The organism is Frankia casuarinae, from assembly GCF_000013345.1.
GTDB lineage: Bacteria > Actinomycetota > Actinomycetes > Frankiales > Frankiaceae > Frankia > Frankia casuarinae.
The window spans coordinates 4,755,605-4,771,483 of record NC_007777.1 but is presented as its reverse complement, the minus strand read 5'-3'; the positions used below and the strand labels follow the sequence as shown (position 1 = coordinate 4,771,483).

Sequence of the window (15,879 nt, the reverse complement as noted above, 5' to 3'; positions counted from 1 at the left end):
CGGTCCGGACGGCGAGCACGAGGAGTCCGCCCGGCCGGCACGAGGAGGTTGTCGTGATCTTCGATAATCGGGAGGAGGCCGGCCGGCAGCTCGGGCAGCGGCTGGCGCATCTACGCGGTCGTGATGTCGTTGTCGCCGGGCTGCCCCGCGGGGGCATTCCCGTCGCGTTCGAGGTGGCGCGGGCGCTGGAGGCCCCGCTGGACGTCATCCTCGTCCGCAAGCTCGGTGTCCCCTTCCAGCCTGAGCTCGCGATGGGGGCGATCGCCGAGGGTGGGGTGCGGGTCGTCAACGAGGAGGCCCGGCGGCTGGCCAACGTGGGGCCGGAGGAGTTCGCCGCGGTTCAGGCGCGCGAGTTGGTGGAGCTTGATCGTCGGACCCGGCGGTTCCGGAACGGCCGGCCAAGGATCCCGCTCGCCGGGCGGACGGTGGTCGTGGTGGACGACGGGATCGCGACCGGCTCGACGGCCTCTGCCGCGTGCCAGGTCGTGCGGGCCCAGGGAGCCACCCACGTGGTGCTGGCGACCCCCGTTGCCCCCCGTGACCGGATCGGCTGGCTGCGCCGGCAGGCAGACGAGGTGGTCTGCGTCCAGACGCCCGACGCCTTCTTCGGTATCGGCGAGTTCTACGCGGACTTCTCCCAGACACCGGACGAGGAGGTCGTCGACCTGCTGCGCCGGGCCGCGCTGACGATGCCGGTCGGCGGCGCGGTAGCCGACCCGTCCGGCGGCGACGTCGAGGTCGACATCCCCGTCGGTCGAGTGCGGCTCGCTGGTCGGATCACCGTGCCCGACCCGTCCCGGGGAGTGGTCGTCTTCGCCCACGGCAGCGGCAGCAGTCGGCACAGCCCACGTAACCAGTTCGTGGCCCGCGACCTCAGTGCCGCGGGGCTCGCGACCCTGCTGTTCGACCTGCTCACCCCGGACGAGGAGCGTGACCGGGCGAACGTGTTCGACATCAGGCTGCTTGCCCGGCGGCTGATCGATGTGACCGGTTGGCTGCGCGGCCAACCGGTCACGGCTACCCTCCCCATTGGTTACTTCGGCGCCAGCACCGGCGCCGCCGCGGCGCTGCGGGCCGCCGCGGAAGGGGGGTTCCCCGTCGCGGCCGTCGTGTCGCGGGGCGGCCGACCGGACCTGGCCGCGGCGCAGCTGACCGCGGTACGCGCCCCGACGTTGCTCATCGTCGGTGCGCGGGACGATCTGGTCCTCGAGCTGAACCGGCAGGCCCAGGCCCGACTGCTGGGCTGCGAGAACCGGCTGGCGATCGTCCCGGGCGCCACGCACCTGTTCGCCGAGCCGGGTGCCCTGGAGCAGGCGGCCGCGCTCGCGCGTGACTGGTTCGTCGATCACCTGGCGTTGGCCGGCCATCCCGGTCGCGCCTGACCGGGTACTGACCTGCCCTCCGCGCGACGCCGGGCGATGCGTGCCCACCCGGGCGACACTCTGGTGGTCCACCGTCACACCACCCGGCAGCCGGATCGACTCGGCGAGATCTTCGAGGTGCGCTCGGTGGCGGGGGATCCGCCGTTTGCGGTCCGCTGGTCCGGCACGGGGCACGTCAGCTTCGTCTACCCGGGTCCGGATGCCGAGATCCGTCACCGCGACGGGGAGGCATGCGGCGGGGCCGGCGGAGCGGACCGGATCAGGCCTGGTCGACGACCCGCCCCGCATCGAGGGCGAGGATGCGGTCGGCGAGAACCTCGGCGTCCGTGGGATCGTGCGTGACGATGAGCACCGGAGCCGCCAGCGTCGGTAGCACATTATGCAGGAAGGACCTGACCTCGCGGCGGGTCGCGGTGTCGAGCGCGGCGAGCGGTTCGTCGAGCAGCAGCAGTCCGGGCCCTGATGCCAGCGCCCGCGCGAGCGCCACCCGTTGCCCCTGGCCGCCGGACAGGGCATCCGGTCGCCGGTCGCCGAGATGGCCGATCCCGAACCGTTCCAGCCAGGTGTCCGCGGACGCCCGGGCGTGCCGCCGCCCCTGACCGAGGCGGGCCCGCAGGCCGAAGGCGATGTTGTCGCGGGCCCGCAGGTGTGGGAACAGCAGGTAGTCCTGGAAGACCATGCCGACCGGCCGCTGTTCGGACGGGACGAAGCGGTGCTCGGCCGGGTCGTCGAGAACCTCGCCGGCGAGGGTGATCCGGCCCTCGTCGAGCGGGAGGAGACCGGCCAGGGCCCGCAGCAGCGTGCTCTTGCCCGCCCCGCTGCGGCCGAGGACGGCGACCGTCTCCCCCCGTGCCACGCTGACCTCGACGTCGAGCACGAACTGGCCCCGTCGCACCGTCATCAGCGCGCTGAGCCCGTCTGACGCCGGATCCAGGCCGGGGGCGGAGGGCGCCGCCCGCGCCGAATCTCCGGTGACGGTGTTCACGGGACGCCCTGTGTTCACGGGATGCTCCGCTCGAGCGCATCGGGGGCGCCGTCACGCGTTCCCCGGTTGCGTAAAATTCGCCGGGTGCCGGGGAACCACCGGCCCCGCAGCGCCACCAGAACCCCGACGCAGACCGCGAGCAGTACGAGTGACAGCGCGATGGCGGTGTCCGAGTCCGTCTCCAGCGCCAGGTAGACCGCGAGCGGCGTGGTCCGGGTGGTCCCGGGGAAGTTGCCGGCGAACGTGATCGTGGCCCCGAACTCGCCGAGGGCGCGGGCCCAGCACAGCGCCGCGCCGGCGGCCACCGCCGGCGCCGTCATCGGCATGGTGACTCGGCGAAACGTCATCCACGGCCCGGCGCCGAGGGTGGCGGCGGCGTCCTCGAACCGCCGATCGGCGCTGTTCAGCGCGCCCTCGACGGACACGACGAGGAACGGCATGGCCACGAAGGTCTGCGCGATCACCACGCCGACGCTGGTGAACGGGATGGTGATGCCGAACCAGCCATCGAGGTACTGGCCGACGATGCCGCGCCGACCCAGTACCAGAAGTAGGGCCACGCCGCCGACCACTGGCGGCAGCACGAGCGGGAGGGTGACCAGGGCGCGCAGCAGAGACCGGCCGGGAAAACGCGTGCGGGCCAGCAGCCAGGCCAGGGGGACACCGAACAGCAGCGACAGCACGGTCGTGGCGGTGGCCGTCTCCACCGACAGGAGGAGGGCCTGCCGGACCGCGATCTCGGTGAGCAGATCGGGCAGGGCGGACCAGGGAGCGCGGACGAGCAGGCCGACGAGCGGCAGGAGCAGGAACAGGCCAGCGATCCCGGCCGGCACCAGCAGCGCCCAGGACATCCGGCGGCGCGTTTCCCGGCGAACCGTGCGGCGTGGATGTCCGCCGGTCCGCGGGTCACCCGGCCGGGGTGCCCGATCGCGCGGGCCGAACCGGCCGCGCGGGCCGAACCGGCCGTGCGGGCCGACGGCCCGTTGCTCCGGCTGACCCCCTCGAAGGAGCGAACCGCCGCGGGTCGACACGGCGGGCAGGCCCTTCTCGCTGATCGGGGTCAACGACGCTCGGGAAGCTCGATGACGACGTTGGTCGACTTCACCGCGCCGACCGCGAGGACGCCGGCTTCCAGCCCGAGTTCGTCGGCGGCCTCCCGGCTCATGAGCGAGACCAGGCGATGCGGGCCGGCCTGGATCTCGACCTGGGCCATCACCGTGTCGCGCACCACGCGGGTGATAATCCCGGGGAAGCGGTTACGCGCGGATTCGGCGACGACCGGCGTCTGGGCGGCGGTCTGCTCGGTCGCCAGATCCTTGGCGAATCCGGCCAGGGTGCCGCCTTCGATCGCCCGGCGGCCGGCGTCGTCCAGGACGGTTGGCAGTCGGCCGCTGTCCGCCCACCGGCGGATGGTGTCGTCGCTGACACCGAGCAGCGCGGCGGCCTCGCTGATCCGGAATCTCGGCATGGGGTGATCGTACCCGCATCTTCGGGGGAGCTGCGACGCATGATCCGAAATTACGGAGAAATCACAGAGAAATATCCGCTCCTGCGGGTCGGGCGGCGAGGTGGTCGGATTGACGGGACCGTGTCCTCGACCGACCCGATGTCGGCCGGATGACCGGTTGGCGCATCACGATCCGGTCCGGCGGGGCACGATGCGGAGGTTGCCCTTCTCGGCCCGACTCGCCCCCTGCCCGACTCGCCACTCCTGGAGCACCCGTGACACCGCTCGCTTCCAAACCGACCGCCACCACGTCCTACGGTGACCCGGTCGCCGGCCCCGTGCGGATCAACGCGCGCGCGCTGCTCGTGGCGGGTGATCGGGTGCTGCTCGCCAACGAGCGTGGCCAGAAGTCGTTCCACTTGCCGGGAGGCCGGGTTGAGCCGGGGGAGACCGTGCAGGCGGCGCTGCGCCGGCTGCTGAACGAGCAGGCCGGTATCGAACTGGACTACCTGACGTTCGTGGGCGGCATCGAGAGCATCTCGATCGAACGCGGTGGGCGGACGGGGGTGCTCGACGTCGTCTTCGCCGCTGACCGGTCGTGGGGCGCCGACTTCGGGAGCAGGCTGAATGATCTCGACATCGTCTCGGTGTCCCTTGGGAGCCTGCTCGACCTGGAACTAAGGCCCGCCGACCTGCGCCGACTGGTCCCCGCCTGGCTCACTAACACCCGTCCGGCCTGGTACGGGTCGGCCAGCCGCTGACCGTAGGCGCGCATCCTCACCTTCGCACGGTTGACCTCATCTCGACTTCAGGTTCTAGCGTTCCACGCCCGCACGCCCGCGGGTCGGAATGCGGTCGGATGCAGGAGCCAGGCGACCCCCGCCACAGCCCCGTGACAGGCCCGATCCGGTGACGAACCGCCCTGGCCCCGGATCCCCTTGGGTACATTCGCCCGGTGTTCTCTCGACGCCGACCCTGGCCGTCGCGGTCCGCATCGGGCGCTGCATCGCGCGATGGTCACCGCTGTTTCCGTCGTCACCGCCGGACGGGGTGACAACGGCATGGTCGTCATCGGGGTGACGGGTCACCGCGGGCTCTCCGGCGGGCAAGCCGAATACACGGCCGGCGAGATGCGCCGGGTGCTGGCGCCTCTCGCCGCGGCCGGGTTGACCGGGATCAGCTGCCTGGCCGAGGGAGCAGACACCATCTTCGCCGACGTGGTCCTCGAACTTGGGGGCCGGCTCATCGTCATGATACCCGCGGCCGGTTACCGGGACTTTCAACCCGCTACGCATCGGCGCAACTACGACCGGCTGCTCGGCCGCGCCACCGAGATACGCAGCCAGGACCGGGCGAAGCCCGATCTGCCCAGCCTGATGTCGGCGAGCCGCCTTCTGGTCGACGCATCCGACCGGGTTCTCGCGGTGTGGGACGGTCTGCCGGCGCGTGGCTTCGGGGGGACGGCGGACGTCGTCTCCTACGCGCGCTGGCGACGCAAACCCCTCCAGATCATCTGGCCCGACGGTGCCGTACGGGCGGGGGCGACCTCCGTCGCCGGCTCGGGCGAACGACAGCGGTAACCGGCGGAGGTCGCCGCGGGGCCTGGGCTACCGCGGGGCCAACGTCACGACGTCCACCTGCACCGGGGCGAGACTCCTCCTGGCCGGAGCCGTCGTGGCCGGTGGCCGGGTCGTTGCCGGCCGGGTCGTTGCCGGCCGGGTCGGGGGCTTGGTCGCCGTGGACGTCACGGAAGCTGCGCTGGCGGTCGTTGCCGCGCGGGTGGTCCGGCCACCGGTGGCCGGGGTGCCGGTGGTCGGGGTGCGGGTGGTCGGGGTCCTGGCCTCGATCGGCCCGGCGGCCACTCCTGCCGCCGCTGCGGACGGCCTGGTCGGCACCGGCGGGGCGGCGGCGAGAACGGGCGGTGCCTGGTGCGCAGGCGGGGAGGCCGCCGACGCCGGGCCGCCGGAGGAGCGCCCGGGCGGCGCGGACCTGCCACCCGCCGCGAGGCGCAGGGTGTTCAGAGCGAAGTCCTCCGCCGCCAGGTCGTTCTGCTGTTCCTCTTCGGTCGGGCCGAGGACGGATCCGCCGCCGGGGGCGCTGGGCCCACCTGAGCCGGGTTCGTCCACGGCGAGCTCCTCCGTGGCGGGGCTGCCTGACGCGGCGGGCCGGGGGGCGGCTGGTGTCCGCACGGGCGGGCGGCCCTCGCGGGATCCGGACCGGCCGCTGCTCGGAGTGTCCACGGTGCCGCCGTCGTCCGGCTGTGACTCGTGCAACGGAGCACGCGCACCCGTGGTCACGTCGTCGGGCGAGGAGTTGAGCCCCGCAGCGGTGGCTGCGGCGGCCACAGCGGCCACCGCGGCCACCGCGAATGCGGCGACCGGGCGCATCCGGGACCGGCGAGCACGAACGAGCGGGTCCGCCGGCAGGCGTTCCACCCGTGGCTCGGCCGCCCGCCTCGCTGATGTGGATCTCACCGATGCCGCTCGCCCGGAGTCCGCTCGCCCGGAATCCGGACGCGGGGAGGCCTCCCGGCGCTCCGGCGGTGGCAGTGTCGGGGTCGGGGGCAGTGTCGGGGGCGGTGGCAGTGTCGGGGTCGGGGTCGGCGGCAGTGTCGGGGGCGGCGGCAGTGTCGGGGGCGGCGGCAGTGTCGGGAGCGGCGGCAGCGCCCGGGCGGCCATCGGGTCCGGGACACTCCCGGTGGGGCTCGGTGCCCGCCGACCGGTGCTGTGCCGCCCGCCCGTGGCCGTCCTGAGGGGAGCCTTTCCGGGGGGAGCCGTCCGGGTCGGTGGTCGAGGATCGGTAGGCTCAGGCCGCGGATCCGCGCCTGTCGTCGCGGCGCCCGCCCGCCCGCCGTGAGCCGTGGCGGCCTGTCGGCCACGGCCCCACGCCGCTCGGGTCGACCGCGGCTTCGATCCGGCGAGCAGCGCCAGCAGTTCGGTGGTATCGGGCAGAGAGGCCCCATCGGCCTGTCGCACACGGGCGAGCGCTCGCCGCACCCCCTCGCCGATGGGAGCCGTGTGCTCCGACCGGTCGGCGCGGCGTCGTCCGGCCCGGGCCGCGGGTTCGACAGACCCGCTGGGCTTTCCCGTCGCGGCCAGATCGACGATCCCGGCCCACGCGACGATGTCAGCGGCGGGGCCCTCCCAGCCACCCGCCGCGGGACCGTAGCCATAGCCGGGCACATAGCCGGGGCTGCTGGGGGGAGGCCACAGGTGGCCGGAGCGCCCGGCGACGATGTGCGGCGTCCCGGGCGCCGTCCCGCCGGCCGAGCCGGCCGCGGGGGACAGCAGCAGTGGCCGCAGGGCCGCCGCGACACCCAGGTCTACCAGCCGCGGCCCGGTAACGGAGAGCACGACATCCGTTGCCGTCAGGTCGCCGAGTGCGCCGACCGTGCGGTGCGCCGCATCGATGGTCTCCAACAGGGTCCGGGCAAGGCGGTCGATCTCGTCCGAGGACAGCGGTCCGCGTTCGGTGAGCTCGCGGGCCAGGGTCGGGCCCCCGACGAACTCCGTGACCATGTAGGGCCGCTCGGCGGCGGGCGCGGCGTCGAGCACGCCGCAGGTGTGTGCCCCGGCCAGCACGCGAGCGCGGTCGATCGCCGCCGCGAACCGGGCCCGCATGTCCGCGCGCAGGGCGTCGCCCGGGTGCAGCGCGCGGACCGCGACCTGCGCGCCTCCGACCGCACGGCTCAGATAGACGATGCCGGTGATGCCGGCGTCCAGCCGACCGAGCAGCTGGTAGGGCCCGAGTGAGGTGGGCTCGCCAACGGCGAGCGGCGCGACGTGACGAGGTAGCCGAGCGGTCATGGTGATAATGCCCCGAATGCGGCTCGTGGACGGTCAGCGGCGTTTATTCTCTCCGACGGTAGCTACTCCAGTCGTGTCCGTGAAGACCGCTACGCCTCCTTCTTCGCCCTTCTTCGCATCCGCAGCGAATTCGGCATCCGCCGTGACGTCGGCGGGCACGGGGCACGAGCGCAGTGATCATCGTCGGCGGAACATCGCCCGGCTGTTCCCCGGTCGGCTACGTCCCGGCCGACCGATCATTGGTCGGTTGGCGGCTCCGGCGCGTACGCGACGGCGATCCCGTCGAGAAGCCATTTCAGCGCCTGCTCGAAGCGCGGCGCCGTGTATCCGCAGCCGAGGGCGGCGATGGCGCGCAGCCGTGGGTACTCCTTCTCGGCGGTCTGTGCGTCCTCGGCGCTCTGCGCGCGGTTGAGGACCTGGGCGTCAAGGACCTGGACGGAGAAAACCGGTTGCGCCGTCGGGACACCGGGGCGATTCTGGGCGTCGGCCGCCGGAGGCCGTCGGCGGTCGAAATCCTCTCGGTCGCCGAGTTCGCGCAGCGTGCAGCCGACCACCAGATCATTAAGCGAGTGGATGATGCGCAGCTGGTCCTGCGGATCATCGGTGATCTTCGAGGCGACGGTCAGGCACTGCTCGATGTGCCGCAGCTTGTTGGGACCGAAACCCCGGCGGATGCCGATCCGAAGGGCCCAGGGATGTTCCTGGAAGGACCGCCTCGCGCGCCGGGCGATCTGGGTGAGGCCGTCCCGCCAGTCCTCGGGAATCTCGTCCAGCAGATGCCCGGCCAGGAACGCGTCCCACATCAGGCCGGTCAGTTCGTCCTTGTCCCGGACGTGGTGGTAAAGCGTCATCGTCCCGACGCCCAGATGTGCGGCGATCCGCCGCATCGACACCGCCGCGAGCCCCTCCGCGTCGGCGATCTCCATCGCGGCCAGGGCCAGCCGTTCACCGCTCAGGGGCGTCCGGCATCCCGGTGGGGTGGACACCCGTGCCATCGGCTTCCCCGGGGGCCGCCCCGGGGCCGCACTCGGCGGCGCCGCCATCGCCACTCACCTCCTGGCAGGACGCCTCCTGGCAGGAGGCACGGGCTGCCATTTTGGCGTTGGTACATCGTACGGCGTAGGGTTGGCCCAGCGTTCGTACGGTGTACGAAGGCTGGAGCTGTACGAAGGCTGGAGCTTGGAGGTATTCGGGTGAGGGCAGATTCGGACGAGGGTGGTTCGGGTGAGGGTGGTGCCGTGGTCGGCAGGACCGCCGGTACCGGGGCGGGCGCCTCGCCGGAAGGTGGCGCACCGCCGGGCCGGCGGATTCCGGGCTGGGCCGTGCTGGCCGTCTGCTGCCTGGCCCAGTTCATGGTCGTTCTGGACATTTCGATCGTGAACGTCGCGCTGCCGTCGATGCAGACCGATCTCGGGATGACGGCGAGCGGCCTGCAGTGGGTGGTCAACGCCTATACGATCGCGTTCGCGGGTCTGCTGCTCTTCGGCGGCCGGGCGGCGGATCTGTTCGGTCGCCGCCGGGTGTTCGTGGCCGGGCTGGCGCTGTTCACCCTGGCGAGCCTCGGCGGTGGTTTTGCGCGGACCGAGGCGCAGCTCATCGTCGCCCGGGCCGTGCAGGGGCTGGGCGGGGCCGTGCTCGCCCCGGCGACGCTGACCCTGTTGATGACCTCCTTCGCCGAGGGGCGGGAGCGGACCCGGGCGTTGGGCGCGTGGGGCGCCACCGCGGCCAGCGGCGGGGCGCTTGGCGCGATCGTCGGCGGTGCGCTGACCGAGGTCGCGAACTGGCGGTGGGTGCTGTTCGTCAACGTGCCGATCGGCGTGGCGCTCCTCGTGGCCGCCCGGCTCGTGCTCGTCGAGTCGCGGGGCCAACTGAGCCGGCTGCGTGATCTCGACATTCCCGGCACGGTGACCGTTACCGGGGGTCTGGTGCTGTCGGTCTACGTCATCGTCCGCACCGAGAGTTCCTCCTGGACGTCCCCGGTCACACTCGGGATGCTGGCCGGGGCGGTAGTGCTTCTTGCCGCGTTCGTGGCCGTCGAGGTCACGACCCCCGCCCCGCTGGTGCCGCTGAGCGTCTTCCGCTACCCCGGGCTCGCCGCGGCGAACTCGGTCGCAGCCTTCCTCGGCGCCGCTATGTTCACGATCTTCTTTTTCCTTACCCTCTTCCTCCAGCAGGTTCAGGGTTACAGCCCGCTGCGCGCCGGGGTGGCCATGCTCCCGATGCCGCTCATGATCATCGTTGCCTCGCGGATTGTCACCCGGATGATCGGGCGGCTCGGTCCGCGGCCGATCATCGTGTTCGGTCTCGTGAGCGGAACGGCGGGTCTGCTCTGGATGTCGACGATCACCCGGGACGGCTCGTACTGGGTGCACGTGTTCGGCCCGGTCCTGATCGTCGGGCTGGGGGTGGGGTCTATCATGGTCGCGATGGTCGCTGCGGCCACGGCGGGCGTGCCGATGCGCCTGGCGGGCCTCGCGTCGGGTCTGATCAACACCAGCCGCCAGATCGGCGCGGCGATCGGCCTCGCCGCGGTGTCGACGATCGCGACCAGGCATACCGACGGCCGCCTCAGGCACGGGGCCGCGCGGCTTGACGCGCTGGCCTCCGGCTACTCCCTCGGGCTGTTCATCGGCGGCTGCGTCCTCGCGGTCGGGATCCTGGCCGCGCTGCTGCTGCCCCGTGTCCGGCGGCCCGAGCCGGAGCCGCCCCTCGGCGCGACGGAGAAGACCGCGTCCGGGGCCTCGGATGACGAGGACCAGGCACTCGCGGAGATCTGATCCATTTCTATCAGCCGTGCGGACATCAGATCGCGGATCCGCGCAGCAGCCCGACGAGCTCACTGCCCGCGCGTAGCTCCCCGTCCGGGCCGAAGACCTCGACGCGACCGATCGCCCGGCCGTGGCCCGCGTGCAGGGTACGCACCCGGAACAGATGCCAGTCCCGGACGTCCAGGTCGTCGTAGAAGGTCACATTCTGCGATAGGACAGCGACTGCCAGGCGCTTGGTGGGGGTCAGGCCGGTGACGGCCAGCAGGTCGGACAGCGGCAGCAACTCGCAGCTGTGCGCGATGAACGCCCTCCACAGGGACCGGTCCTCCGGCGCCTCGGGGATGCGCTGCCATTGGTCCAGCTGATGGGTGTCCGCTCGGGGAAGCACCCGAACTTCCCAGGGCATCATCGGACGGTCAAGGGGGCTGGCGTGCTGCGGGCCGAGGAAGTCGGACTCGGTGGAGCGCAGGCGCAGGAAGTCCGGCTCCGGGGAACGGAGCATCACGTCCGCCCGGCAGATCTGCAACGAGTCCTGCCGGAAGGTCAGGGCCAGGGAGTCGATCGACCGCCCGTGGGCCAGCCGCTCGACGTCGATCCAGACCGGTTGGCGGCAGTCGCCGGGGCGCATGAACACCGTTTGCAGGCTGTGCGTGATCTTGTTGGGGGTCATGCGCTCGGCGAGAACGATCTGCTGGCCGAGCAGCTGCGCCCCGAGGACGCCGCCGTGTGTGCTGGGCAGGCATCGGGCCGGCACCGGCGGAACATCCCCGCCGAGGTCGAGAACTGCCAGTAGTTCACTCAGAGTGCACTGGCCGGGCGCCGGCACCGCATCGACCTGATCCTGCGTGCTTGCCCGTTGCTTGGGGGCCTCGCCGGCTCGTGCGTCCGTTGTCTCCGCGGATTGTGTACCCACAGCGCACCCTTCCCGTGGACGCTCGCCAGGTGCGGATGCCGCGGACGCCCGCGCTGGACGCCCGCGCTGGACGTCCAGGTCGGGGGACCGCGACCGGTCGCTGCACTCTCTGGCGAACCGCCACACGTGGATCATGACTCCGCCCGGCGCGGAGCCTCGCGGCAAATATCGACCTGTTCGCCGCTGACCGCTGGCCGCAGTGGCGCACGCCACGTTCCATCGAGCCCATATGACCGATAAAAGGTGCTCCTTATCGGTCTGCTCGCCGATTTCGGACTGTTCCCGATCTCAGACTGCTCTGGAATCTGCTTCGAATCCCCCGTAGGGACGGGTGATGATCTCCATGCCGTGACCGGCCGGGTCCAGGAAGTACAACCCGCGTCCGCCGTCATTATGATTGATCTCGCCCGGGTGCTTGCGCTGCGGATCCGCATAGTAGGTGATCCCGGCCCGTTGGATCCGCTCGAACGCCGCGTCGAACTCCTCCTCGGAGATCAGGAACGCGTAGTGCTGCGCAGTGATCGACCCAACCGGGGCGGTGGCGAAGTCCAAGGTGACACCGTTTGCGGTGACGACTGGGATGAACGGCCCCCACGCGGCGCCGACCTCGAGATCCAGGATATCCGCCAGAAACTCGGCCGATTCCCGGTTATTCCGGGCATGCACAATAGTATGATTCAGTTCGACTGGCATATGGAACTTCTCCGTAAGTCGCTTGGTCTGTAAGGCGCTTTGTTCGCGAGTCGCTCTGTCGGCATCTCCATGGCCTCGTGGTCCTCGGTGGAGATGCCGGGAATGCCCGGATTCGGAATGTCGTAGTCCGCGAAGACGACGGGGAGCCGGCCCACCACCTGGTTATCCCATCCGGTCCTCGCCGTCTACCCGATCCTCGTGCTGCCGGCGGCGCTCGTGGGGCGGGTCACGCTCATCCGGATCAAGCACCCGTCCCCGGACGAGGGAATCGACGTGCAGCGTCACCGCGTCCCGGGTGACGTCGAGCGGAGCGACGACGAACCGACCGATCGGCAGGTAGACGCCGTCGGGTCGGGAGTCCCAGCTGTGCAGCCCCACCCACCAGCGGTCCCGCGCGTCGGTGAAGGCATGGGCCCCGCTCGGTCCGAAGCCGACCTTTCCCCCGGTCAGCATCGGTTCGCCCGCCGGCAGGCAGGGCCCGAGCGGCCCTTTGCACGACGCGGTCGCCACCACCTGCCGTCCACCGAGCGACGACGCGGCCGAATAGAGCAGATGGTGACGCCCGCGGGCTGAGATCATCGATGGTGCCGAGATCCGCCCCTGCTGCCAGGACAGGCTCGGGCGGAGCATGACGGCGGGTTCGCCGGTGAGCACGAGTCCGTCGGACCGCAGCCGCGCCGCCCACAGGGTGGGCGGCGCGCCGTGGTTCCGGTCCGAGCCGCCGCCCGCACCGGGGCTTGCCCAGGCCAGGTAGGCGCGTCCGGCTTCGTCAACGAAGGGACTCGGATCCGAGCTGCCGCCGTCCGCGGTCTGGCAGATGAAGGGCGCGAGGGAGGTGTCGACGAACGGACCGTCGGCGGAGTCGGCGGTCGCCGCGGAGATACAGCGGACGCCGAGGCCACGCACGGCCGTCGCGTAGTACATGACGAACCCGTGGCCGAAGGCGCCGACGGCAGCCGGGCCGAGGCCGCCCGCGGGGTCGGCCCAGGGCGGCAGGGCGCGCAGCGCGGCCGGCTCGATCGTCCAGCTCCGGCGGTCCCGGCTGGAGAGCACGTCAACGGTGCCGGGGGAGTCCGGGTCCACACCGAAGGCATAGGTTGTCCGGTTGCGGGTGATCAGGGACGGGGCTGAGAACTCGATCCCGGGGACGAGGACGGCCCGGGAACCCGGGCCCGGACCGGACCTGGCAAGGTACAACCCGCCTAGGACGATGATGATGACGACCACGGCGGGCTGGCGCCGGACGAAGTCGATCAGACCCTGAGCGAGCCCGGCGCCCTTCTCTCCGGCCATCCCGCCACCATCCTCAGGGCAAGTATCTGAGTAAGCATCTAATGGCAGAGTGTATTCGCGGTCAGCTCGACCTCACCGGACGCGGGTCGGTGCCGGTTCGGTCGGTGCCGGTTCCACCTGCGCCGGCTCGGCGGACAGCTTGTGCAGCAGAGCGGCACTGCGGGCGTTCACCCCGACCAGGTTCACCTGCGTGCCGCGTTCGCGGTACTTCGCGCGCACGTCGTCGAGGGCGGTGACCGCCGCCGAGTCGAGAAGGTGGGCCTCCGAGAGGTCGATGACCACCCGTTCGGGGTCGCACGCGTAGTCGAAGGCGTTCACCAGATCACTGGTCGATGCGAAGAACAGCGTGCCCTGGACGACGTAGATCCTCTCCCGGCCCTCCGGGTCGAGCACGCTGGTCACCAGCGCCAGGTTCGCGGCCCGGCGGGTGAACAGCAACGCGGCCAGCATGACGCCCACCCCGACGCCGTAGGCGAGGTTGTGGGTGGGCACCACGACGGCGACGGTCGCCACCATGACCGCGGTCTCGCCGCGGGGCATCCGGCGCAGCGTCGAGGGCTGGATGCTGCGCCACTCGAAGGTCATGACCGACACCAGGATCATCACCGCGACCAGCGCCGACATCGGGATGACCCGCACGAGGTCGCGCAGCGGGACGACCAGCATGAGCAGGAAACCGCCGGCGGCGAAGGTCGACAGCCGGCCCCGCCCGCCCGAGTTGACGTTCACCATCGTCTGGCCGATCATGGCGCAGCCGCCCATCCCGCCGAAGAACCCGTTGACGATGTTGGCGACACCCAGGCCCCAGGATTCGCGGTTCGGGTCATGCGTGGTGTCGGTCAACCGGTCCACGATCTGCGCGGTCAGCAGCGTCTCCACCAAGCCGACGGCGGTGAGCGCCACCACGTACGGGGCGATGATCCGCAGTGTCTCCCAGGTCAGCGGCACGTCGGGCACACCGGGGACGGGCAGTGAGCTCGGCAGCCGGCCCTCGTCGCCGACGGTAGGGACGGAGATGTCGAAACCGGCGGTGACGAGGGTGAGGACCGCCACCGCCACGAGCGGCGGCGGGACCGCTCTGGTCAGGCGGGGGAGAGCCAGCAGGATGGCGAGGCCCGCGGCGACGAGGGCGTAGACCTGCCACGACTTGCCGATCACGTGCGGCATCTGCGCGGTGAAGATGAGGATGGCCAGCGCGTTGACGAAGCCGATCATCGCGCTCTGCGGGACGAACCGCATCAACCGTGCCACCCCGAGCCGGCCGAGCACAAACATCAGCAGGCCCACCCCGATGGTCGTCGCCAGCAGGTAGTTCAGGCCGTGATCGCGGACCAGGGGGGCGGCGACGAGGGCCATGGAGCCTGCCGCCGCCGAGATCATCGCCGGGCGTCCGCCGGTGAACGCGATGACCACCGAGATGGTGAACGACGCGAACAGACCGACCTTCGGATCGACCCCCGCCACCACAGAGAAGGAGATCGTCTCCGGGATCAGCGCGAGCGCGGTCACCAGGCCGGCGAGCAGTTCCACCCGGATGTGACGAACTCCCGGCCAGCGGCCGGTGCGGCGGCGGGAGTACCAGGGGCCGCTGGGGGCCGTCCGGCGAACGGAGCCCCCGGCGTCGGCGGCCTCTCGGGCGGTTACATCAGGCACGGCGGCGGCCTCCCCTGCCCTGCGACGAGGGGGCTGCCTTCCCCGAGTCCGGTTAGTCCCACCCGACTATACAAAGCCGGTTTCGTCGTGACAGTAGGTGGGTTCGCCGGTCAGGCCCGAGGCGCGCCGAGGCGTACCAGATCGCGCTGCATCTGGTCGATCTCCATTGACTGGGCGAGCACCATCGCCCTGGCCATCGCCCGTACCCGGTCCTCACCGGCGTGCATCGCCGCGTACTGGGCCATGGCCAGCCCCCCCTGATGGTGGTGCACCATCAGGGTAAGGAAGAGGACGTCGAGGTCATGGCCCCGGATCGAGGCCAGCCGTTGCAGTTCGGCGGGGGTCGCCATGCCCGGCATGCGCGCGGTGTCCCGCGGGTCGCTGGACGCGTCCTGCGCCGCACCCCCGGCCAGGCCCGGCAGGTCCATGCCGGGCATGGCGGCGCCAGGCCCGGCATGACCGTCATGCCCGCCCGAGGCGCCGTTGACGGTGCGGGAGTCCCGCATCCACCGCATCGGTGTCCCGGAGGTGGACTGGGGCCGCCCCCATCCGGACAGCCATGAGGACATGATGCCGATCTCGCGTTGCTGGGTCAGCGCGATGTCCTGGGCCACGCTGCGGGTGTCCTGGTCACCGCCGTGACTGAACTCGATCATGGCCATCTGCACGGCCTGGGCGTGATGCTCGGACATGTCCCGGGCGAAGCCGACATCGACCGACCCCTCGTCCGGTGACCGGCTGGCGAGGTTGCCCAGCGCCGCGCCGGCCGCCAGCAGGCCGGCCAGCACGGCGAGCACCATCGGCGTCCACCACAGCCGGCTTCGGGCCCAGCGGCGCCGCGGCCGCGCGTCACTCCCGCGCGCCGCATCGCCATCGCTGGCCGGCGGGTCGTTGCCGGCTGGCCGGTTGTCGTCCGTCGTCGTCATGATCCCCTCGGCT

The 15,879-nt window shown here is 71.6% G+C and carries 15 protein-coding genes; 5 read left to right on the top strand and 10 right to left on the bottom strand.

What is annotated here, in order from left to right:
* Positions 1-53: 53 nt before the first annotated feature.
* Both FRANCCI3_RS20135 and FRANCCI3_RS29200 read left to right on the top strand, forming a co-directional pair.
* The gene (locus FRANCCI3_RS20135; protein WP_035909281.1) at positions 54-1,382 is read left to right on the top strand and encodes a phosphoribosyltransferase family protein; all 1,329 of its coding nucleotides are present in this window, start codon (positions 54-56) and stop codon (positions 1,380-1,382) included.
* A gap of 36 nt (positions 1,383-1,418) precedes the next feature.
* Positions 1,419-1,724, top strand: a complete 306-nt coding sequence (locus FRANCCI3_RS29200) for a DUF1918 domain-containing protein (protein WP_083503380.1) — start codon at positions 1,419-1,421, stop codon at positions 1,722-1,724.
* On the opposite strand, the gene FRANCCI3_RS20130 is transcribed toward FRANCCI3_RS29200, so the two are convergent.
* From FRANCCI3_RS20130 to FRANCCI3_RS20120, 3 genes are all read right to left on the bottom strand, one after another.
* The gene (locus FRANCCI3_RS20130; RefSeq protein WP_011438360.1) at positions 1,642-2,385 is read right to left on the bottom strand and encodes an ABC transporter ATP-binding protein; all 744 of its coding nucleotides are present in this window, start codon (positions 2,383-2,385) and stop codon (positions 1,642-1,644) included. The genes FRANCCI3_RS29200 and FRANCCI3_RS20130 overlap by 83 nt on opposite strands.
* The gene (locus FRANCCI3_RS20125; RefSeq protein WP_023840046.1) at positions 2,382-3,218 is read right to left on the bottom strand and encodes an ABC transporter permease; all 837 of its coding nucleotides are present in this window, start codon (positions 3,216-3,218) and stop codon (positions 2,382-2,384) included. Before FRANCCI3_RS20125 ends, FRANCCI3_RS20130 begins: the two co-directional genes overlap by 4 nt.
* A 209-nt stretch (positions 3,219-3,427) precedes the next feature.
* The gene (locus FRANCCI3_RS20120) at positions 3,428-3,835 is read right to left on the bottom strand and encodes a TOBE domain-containing protein (RefSeq protein WP_011438358.1); all 408 of its coding nucleotides are present in this window, start codon (positions 3,833-3,835) and stop codon (positions 3,428-3,430) included.
* 254 nt (positions 3,836-4,089) lie between these two features.
* Between FRANCCI3_RS20120 and FRANCCI3_RS20115 the strand changes: the two genes are divergently transcribed.
* Positions 4,090-4,575, top strand: a complete 486-nt coding sequence (locus tag FRANCCI3_RS20115) for an NUDIX hydrolase (RefSeq protein WP_011438357.1) — start codon at positions 4,090-4,092, stop codon at positions 4,573-4,575.
* A gap of 300 nt (positions 4,576-4,875) precedes the next feature.
* Complete coding sequence (locus FRANCCI3_RS20110; protein ID WP_011438356.1) at positions 4,876-5,394, top strand: hypothetical protein; 519 nt, start codon at positions 4,876-4,878, stop codon at positions 5,392-5,394.
* Between the two features lie 27 nt (positions 5,395-5,421).
* Here FRANCCI3_RS20110 and FRANCCI3_RS27170 read toward each other — a convergent pair whose 3' ends face one another.
* A complete protein-coding gene (locus FRANCCI3_RS27170; RefSeq protein ID WP_011438355.1) occupies positions 5,422-7,620 on the bottom strand; it encodes a serine/threonine protein kinase in 2,199 nt (732 codons plus the stop codon).
* 236 nt (positions 7,621-7,856) lie between these two features.
* Positions 7,857-8,615 carry a TetR/AcrR family transcriptional regulator gene (locus FRANCCI3_RS20100; RefSeq protein ID WP_232235089.1) on the bottom strand — a complete coding sequence of 253 codons (759 nt, stop codon included), beginning with the start codon at positions 8,613-8,615 and terminating at the stop codon, positions 7,857-7,859.
* 198 nt (positions 8,616-8,813) lie between these two features.
* Here FRANCCI3_RS20100 and FRANCCI3_RS20095 point away from each other — a divergent pair, with 198 nt between their 5' ends.
* The gene (locus FRANCCI3_RS20095; protein WP_011438353.1) at positions 8,814-10,397 is read left to right on the top strand and encodes an MFS transporter; all 1,584 of its coding nucleotides are present in this window, start codon (positions 8,814-8,816) and stop codon (positions 10,395-10,397) included.
* Between the two features lie 25 nt (positions 10,398-10,422).
* Here the strand turns inward: FRANCCI3_RS20095 and FRANCCI3_RS20090 are convergent, their stop codons facing one another.
* From FRANCCI3_RS20090 to FRANCCI3_RS20070, 5 genes are all read right to left on the bottom strand, one after another.
* Positions 10,423-11,301 (bottom strand): acyl-CoA thioesterase, encoded by an 879-nt coding sequence (locus FRANCCI3_RS20090; RefSeq protein WP_235462826.1) that lies wholly within the window; start codon positions 11,299-11,301, stop codon positions 10,423-10,425.
* A 288-nt stretch (positions 11,302-11,589) separates the two neighbouring features.
* Positions 11,590-11,994 carry a VOC family protein gene (locus FRANCCI3_RS20085; protein WP_011438351.1) on the bottom strand — a complete coding sequence of 135 codons (405 nt, stop codon included), beginning with the start codon at positions 11,992-11,994 and terminating at the stop codon, positions 11,590-11,592.
* A 162-nt stretch (positions 11,995-12,156) separates the two neighbouring features.
* Positions 12,157-13,287, bottom strand: coding sequence for a family 43 glycosylhydrolase (locus tag FRANCCI3_RS20080; RefSeq protein ID WP_011438350.1), 1,131 nt, complete (start codon positions 13,285-13,287; stop codon positions 12,157-12,159).
* A 72-nt stretch (positions 13,288-13,359) separates the two neighbouring features.
* Positions 13,360-14,940 carry a SulP family inorganic anion transporter gene (locus FRANCCI3_RS20075; RefSeq protein WP_011438349.1) on the bottom strand — a complete coding sequence of 527 codons (1,581 nt, stop codon included), beginning with the start codon at positions 14,938-14,940 and terminating at the stop codon, positions 13,360-13,362.
* A gap of 110 nt (positions 14,941-15,050) precedes the next feature.
* Positions 15,051-15,866 (bottom strand): DUF305 domain-containing protein, encoded by an 816-nt coding sequence (locus tag FRANCCI3_RS20070; protein WP_011438348.1) that lies wholly within the window; start codon positions 15,864-15,866, stop codon positions 15,051-15,053.
* Positions 15,867-15,879: the final 13 nt, after the last annotated feature.

Excerpts from the sequence above, each read along its gene's own strand:
- FRANCCI3_RS20100 (WP_232235089.1), bottom strand. The coding sequence starts at position 8,615 with ATGGCACGGGTGTCCACCCCACCGGGATGCCGGACGCCCCTGAGCGGT.
- FRANCCI3_RS20085 (WP_011438351.1), bottom strand. The coding sequence starts at position 11,994 with ATGCCAGTCGAACTGAATCATACTATTGTGCATGCCCGGAATAACCGG.
- FRANCCI3_RS20110 (WP_011438356.1), top strand. The coding sequence starts at position 4,876 with ATGGTCGTCATCGGGGTGACGGGTCACCGCGGGCTCTCCGGCGGGCAA.
- FRANCCI3_RS20120 (WP_011438358.1), bottom strand. The coding sequence starts at position 3,835 with ATGCCGAGATTCCGGATCAGCGAGGCCGCCGCGCTGCTCGGTGTCAGC.
- FRANCCI3_RS29200 (WP_083503380.1), top strand. The coding sequence starts at position 1,419 with ATGCGTGCCCACCCGGGCGACACTCTGGTGGTCCACCGTCACACCACC.
- FRANCCI3_RS20080 (WP_011438350.1), bottom strand. The coding sequence starts at position 13,287 with ATGGCCGGAGAGAAGGGCGCCGGGCTCGCTCAGGGTCTGATCGACTTC.
- FRANCCI3_RS20125 (WP_023840046.1), bottom strand. The coding sequence starts at position 3,218 with ATGTCCTGGGCGCTGCTGGTGCCGGCCGGGATCGCTGGCCTGTTCCTG.
- FRANCCI3_RS20070 (WP_011438348.1), bottom strand. The coding sequence starts at position 15,866 with ATGACGACGACGGACGACAACCGGCCAGCCGGCAACGACCCGCCGGCC.
- FRANCCI3_RS27170 (WP_011438355.1), bottom strand. The coding sequence starts at position 7,620 with ATGACCGCTCGGCTACCTCGTCACGTCGCGCCGCTCGCCGTTGGCGAG.